Source organism: Nonomuraea rosea (assembly GCF_039539705.1).
GTDB classification, from domain to species: Bacteria; Actinomycetota; Actinomycetes; order Streptosporangiales; family Streptosporangiaceae; genus Nonomuraea; species Nonomuraea rosea.
Genome location: NZ_BAABDQ010000101.1, coordinates 1 through 5500, shown reverse-complemented (window position 1 = coordinate 5500; position 5500 = coordinate 1). Strand labels below are relative to the sequence as shown.

The 5500-nt window shown below is 68.8% G+C and carries 5 protein-coding genes; 2 read left to right on the top strand and 3 right to left on the bottom strand.

From position 1 onward, the window contains the following. Positions 1-734 (top strand): CocE/NonD family hydrolase C-terminal non-catalytic domain-containing protein (locus tag ABEA43_RS67415; RefSeq protein ID WP_345581386.1); only part of this gene is annotated, 734 nt, incomplete at its 5' end. Positions 735-753: 19 nt separating this feature from the next. On the opposite strand, the gene ABEA43_RS67410 is transcribed toward ABEA43_RS67415, so the two are convergent. The 3 genes from ABEA43_RS67410 to ABEA43_RS67400 all read right to left on the bottom strand — a co-directional run bounded on the left by ABEA43_RS67410 (position 754) and on the right by ABEA43_RS67400 (position 4616). After that, a complete protein-coding gene (locus ABEA43_RS67410) occupies positions 754-1176 on the bottom strand; it encodes a MerR family transcriptional regulator (RefSeq protein ID WP_345581384.1) in 423 nt (140 codons plus the stop codon). A gap of 741 nt (positions 1177-1917) precedes the next feature. Continuing rightward, on the bottom strand, positions 1918-3480 hold the full coding sequence (locus ABEA43_RS67405) for an FAD-dependent oxidoreductase (protein ID WP_345581382.1): 1563 nt from the start codon (positions 3478-3480) through the stop codon (positions 1918-1920). A 113-nt stretch (positions 3481-3593) separates the two neighbouring features. Continuing rightward, positions 3594-4616: a glycoside hydrolase family 113 protein gene (locus ABEA43_RS67400; protein WP_345581379.1), complete on the bottom strand. Its 1023-nt coding sequence runs from the start codon at positions 4614-4616 to the stop codon at positions 3594-3596. 99 nt (positions 4617-4715) lie between these two features. Between ABEA43_RS67400 and ABEA43_RS67395 the strand changes: the two genes are divergently transcribed. Continuing rightward, positions 4716-5366, top strand: coding sequence for a TetR/AcrR family transcriptional regulator (locus tag ABEA43_RS67395; protein WP_345581376.1), 651 nt, complete (start codon positions 4716-4718; stop codon positions 5364-5366). Positions 5367-5500 lie beyond the last annotated feature (134 nt).

The following is a 5500-nucleotide window of genomic DNA, read 5'->3' as shown; positions in this document are numbered from 1 at the left end:
TGACCCCGGGCAAGACACGCGGAGAGCCCGGTGCATGGAGACATGCACGCCGGGTTCGGCGGGCGGGTCAGGGAAACGGACTGATCGCAAGTCCAGCACCGCGCCCTGACCCGACCCAACCACGCCCCACCGATAACCCCGCCACCACCAACCCGAACCGGCTGGCCTACCTGACCCCACCGCTGAAGAACGCGATAAGGGTCTCCGGAACGCCGTCGGTGAGCCTGCGCCTCAAGCTGGACAAGCCGACCGCCAACCTGGGCGTCCTGCTCGTCGACTACGGCACCGACACCCGCATCAACTACCGCGAGACCACCACGACGGCCTCGCAAGGCCTCATGTTCATCGGCGGCGAATCCTGCGTCGGCCAGAGCACGGCCGATGACGACGGCTGCTACCTCAGGGCCGGCCATAATACGGCGACCTCCGGCTTCCACGTGGTCACCCGAGGCATCCTGGACGCGCAGAACCACAAGTCGCTCAGCCGCCAGGCACCGCTGACGCCGGGTAAGTCGTACCAGATCACCTGGAAGATGCTGCCGCAGGATTATGAGTTCAAGGCCGGGCACCGGCTGGGCCTGGTCCTGACCGGAGCCAACGACGACTTCAACCTCGACGTGACCGGCAACGGCTCCGAGACCGACGTCGAACCCGGCACCGGGGCCAAGGTCACCATCGACCTGGCCGGCACGTCGATCGCGCTGCCACTGGTCACCGGCACGCCCATCAAGTAGCAGCAAGATCGATCTTCACCTACGGTCGCGGCCGGCGTGGCCGCGACCGTAGGCATGACGTCCCGAGCACGGCACCGTTCCAGTACTTGCGCGACGTGGCCGACCACGCCACCACCGCCACCGAGCGGGTCGACAGCTTCCGCCAGGTGCAGTTGGTCAGGCTGTCGCAGCCCACGCTGATCACCAGGGTCAGTGCGGTGCGGATGGTGGTCAGATCGGCGATCCGCGCGTCCACCTCGGCGATCTTGTCCTGGGCGCGGGCGCGCAGGTCTGGGATGGGGTGTGGCCGCGCCGCCCGGTGTCGATCAGCTCCGCCACCTCCTCCGGGTGAAGGCGAGCCGCTGGGGCAGCGGCGCTCGTAATAGCGCAAGGTCTGCTGGTTGGCCCCGGCCCGCTCAGCGACCTGCCCGCTGCGCAGGTATGGCCCGCCGTCGCCCAGCACGATGTCCTGCCTGATGAGCGCCGCCCCGCTGCCGCGCCGGTGATCGCGTTCGCGCGCTGGCCCTCGAAGGCCAGCCCGGCCTCGGCCCAGTCCTGCTTGCCCCCGGCGTAGACGCGCACGTCGGTATATCCCAGTCGGGCGAACGCGGCGGCGGTGACCTTGGATCGGTTTGCGGTACGGGCCCGAGCAGTAGACGACCACCGTGCCCGCCCGATCGGGCGCCACCTTCCTCGGCCAGCTCGGCCGACATCTGATCGGGCACGTTGCGCGCGCCCGGGATGTGCTCTGCGGCGAAGGTCTCTGCCGGCAGGGCCTCCATCAGCGCGACTGCCTCACCCTCCAGCAGCGCGAGCACGTCCTCACGTGTGTTGAGGTCCATCACGCCGACGCCGATGCTGCGTTGGCGCGGGCCTGCAGGGCGTCTAACGGCTGACCTGCACGAACGGGCTTAGCTTACGTTTTCGCTCCGCTGCACTTCGACCCCCGACCAGTCGAGCTGGCCAGCGGCGTGCAGTCCGGCGAGCAGGAGCTCTGGCCAAACTCGACACCAGTGGCTGGCGGCCGCTACGGCCTGCACAACTGCGCGAGCTGGGACTGACACCCTGACAGACCCTGCGCCGCGCTATGTTGAGGAGACGTAGGCGGGGGTGGTGGCCCGTCGCACGGCGCGGGCCACCACCAAGCTCACGGGACGATCGCGGGCGCCTTCATCCACTCCGTCGGCGTCTCCAGTTCTTCCTTTTAGGTGTGGGCGCGTTCGGCGACACCGAACCACCGCTGCAAGGCTGCCCGGAGTGTTTCGATCTCCGTGGGATCCGGCCGGGGTGATGCGGATGCCCAGGCCACATGGCAGTCCGGTCGAAGGAGCAGGGCGGTGGGCGCGGGGGCCTGGGAGCGCGCCGCGACGATGTCGACCTGGTCGTGGTGCGGGGCAAGTGTCTCTGCCAGCGATGCTCCTTCGGTCAGGTCGAGCAGCAGGGGACGTGCGGTTCTGGTCAGTTCGGCCAGCCGGACCGGCCCGGTCGGGGTGTGCAGTTCCAGGTCCGGGGCGAACCGGCCGACCAGCGGGTGCGCCTCGCGTCCGCCCATGTCGTAGCGGACGTCGGCGCCTGCGGTGAGTTCGGCCAGGCGCTGTACGGTGCTGGGATCGCGGAGCAGTTCGGTGAACACCTCGCGCAGTCCGGTGACATCGCTGCCGGGGGCGATCAGGGCCGCCTGTGCCTGCGCGTTCAGCACCATGCGCTGGGCGGCCGATCGCCGCTCTGTCTGGTAACTGTTCAGCAGTCCAGACGGTGCGCTTCCCCGGATCTCGGCGGCGAGTTTCCATCCGAGATTGACCGCGTCCTGCAGGCCGAGGTTGAGCCCTGGACCGCCCCCCGTGGCGGCGTACACGTGAGCGGCGTCACCGATCAGGAACACCCGGCCGTCGGCGAACCGTTCGGCGACCCGGGTGTTACCGCCGCTCAGCCGGCGCAGCGCGTGCGGTCCTTGGCCGTCGGGCGGACCAAGCGGCACGTCGACGCCGAGCACGCGGCCGATGCTCGCCCGCAACTCCTCCAGGCTCATCGGAGCGTCCGTCGTGGGCTGGTCCCACTCTGTGGTGCTGACCAGCGGCGGGTGGCCGGGCATCGGCGCGTAGGAGAACCCTCCGCGCTCGGTGCGATGGGGCATGAACGGGGAGACAGCGCCGTAGCCGGGCACGTTCAGCGCACCGGTCGCAGGATCGACCCAGTCCGCCGGGACCGTCGCATGTGCTGAGCGCACGGTCATCCGGTCGTAGGTGATGCCGGGGAATCCGATGCCGGACAGCTTGCGCGTGGTGCTGTGGGCTCCATCCGCGCCGACAAGGTGCCGAGCGCGCAGGTGGTACGCCCCGCCCGGACTCGCGACGTCGATGGTGACCACGTCATCGTCCTGCGACAGGCCGACGACCTCATGTCCCCGCCGGATCTCCACGCCCAGTTCGATGGCGCGCTCCTGCAGAACCTGCACGATGCGTCGCTGCGGCACCGGCAGGGCATAGATGGGGCTGTCCTCCAGCAGGCTCAGGTCCAGGCCCATCGCGCCGAACATGAAATACGCGGAGTTCGGCTGCGGCGGTTCTGGACTACCGCTGAGACGTTCACACAGCCCCCGGCGGTCGAGCATTTTCACGACCTGGCCGAGCAATCCGTTCGCCTTCGGTTCCTCGCTCGGCTCTGGCAGCCGCTCCAGCACGACCGGCCGGACCCCTGCCAGGCTCAGTTCGCAGGCCAGCATCAGCCCGTTCGGACCGCCGCCGGCGATGACGACATCTGTGATCATGCGTACTCCTTTGTTCGCCCGCAAAAGGGGCAGGACGGATGAAGCGCTGAAGCGCCCGGCCGGCGGGCGCTGGCCGGTGCGGCTCGATGGGGAGTGCGGTCTTTGCGACGTGGTCAGCCGCAGTAGTACTCGGCGAGGGCGGTGAAGGCGGCCTTGGGTTCCCAGGGCATGTCGGGGTAGGTGTCCCCGCGGCGATCCTCGAGGACTTTGACGATGCCGGGGCTGGCCAGGTCGAGGTCGTCGCGGGGATCGCCGTCGGGGCGGTGCGGAAAGTTGTCGAGCGCGAAGACGAAGACGAAGGCGCTGTCGACACCCGTGGCGTCGTAGATCTCCAGCAGTTCGCGCACGTACGTGGCCTGGCCGGCCTCGTCGCGGACGCACTCGGTGTTCAAACGGACCGGCGCGCCGGTCTCCTGATCGAATTCGAGGACCTCCAGAACGCGGCCGCCCCGGTCGCCCGCGCCGCGGTAGGCGGCGGTGCCGAACTCGGTGATCGCGACTGGCTTTCCCTGCGCGACGAGCGTACGGACGCCCTCGGCGAACTGGTCGGCGACCTCGGCCGACCGGTAGAGATCCACGCCCACGATGTCGAAGGGCGCCCAGTCGACGCGCTCCAGCGGGATGGCGGCGTAGGTGATCCGGCCGCCAAATCGCTCGCGAACGAGGGCGACGGCGCCGGCGAGGAAGTCGTTGACCCGTGCGCTGAGCTCGCCGACCCGCTCGGCCAGGCGATCCCGCTGAGTCAGCAGTCCGAGCCTGTCCTCCTGGGTGTCGCCTGGCAAAAATCCCTTGTTCATCAGGCTCAGCTCGGCGCCGGCGACGAACACGACCTCGGCGCCCCGCCGCCGGATCCGCTCCGCCCGCTCAGCGCAGTCGGCGAACAGCGACAGCGTCTGCCCGGCGGTCAGTTCGAGGGGGTAGGGCGAGAACCAGACCTCCAGGCCGAGGTCGGCGGCGTACGTCGCGGCCAGTTCCAGCCGCTCGGGGTCACCGCCGATGACACGGACCGCGGTGCAGTGCAGGTCGTCCCGGATGATCTCCAGCTCGCGCTTGACCACGTCCGGGTCGAAGCACTCACGGGAGAACCCGCCATTGCGGACGAAGCCAGTGTCGTAGCTGATGCCCTTTGCCCTCATTGCATTGATCCTTCCTGTGGGATGAGGACGCCCAGGCTAAGAAGAAAAATGCGTGCACGCAAATTTGCGTACACGCATTAAAACTGCGATGCTGAGACTGTGACGACGAGACGGACGGGGCTGCGCGAGCAGAAAAAGCAGGCCACCCGAGAGGCCTTGCGCGTGGCCGCCCTGCGACTGGCCCTTGAGCGCGGACCGGACAACGTGCGCGTCGACGACATCGCCGAGGCCGCCGGCGTCTCACCGAGGACATACAACAACTACTTCTCCAGCCGCGAACACGCGATCGTCGCCGCCATCACCGGCGAACGGGAAGCACGAGTCGCAGCGGCGGTGGCCGACCGGCCCGGCGTCGGCCTCGCCGACGCCGTCATCGAGGCGATCGTGGATCAGTACACCACCCCGGACGAATCCGGCCGGGACGCGCTGCTGCTGATCACCACCCGCCCCGCGCTGCGCGACGCATTCGTCGAAACCACCACCGCGATCGAACGTCCCCTCACCGACGCGATCGCCGAACGTCTCGGCGATGGCGACCCGCACACCGCACGGGTGCTGGCGGCGAGCGTGGCCGCCGCAGTTCGCGTGGCGATCGAGCAGTGGCTGCAAACGACCGCCTCGTCCTCCACAATCAGTGGGCTCGTCGTGCCGTCCGGCTCGCTACCGGACCTCCTTCGCACCACGCTCGCACCCCTCACACCGGCACTCGACGCCGCCGAGCAACGAGCACTCCGCCGCCGCCCTCAGTGAACTCCCTGCCTAGATGATTGATGCCAAGGGGTCTGGCTGCGGTTAGTGGTCATAGGCGATCAGGGATCGCTTGATCGGCTGGCCGGTCTTGTCGTTGTGCCAGATCACGCTGGTCAGCGCGAGGATGCGGGTCA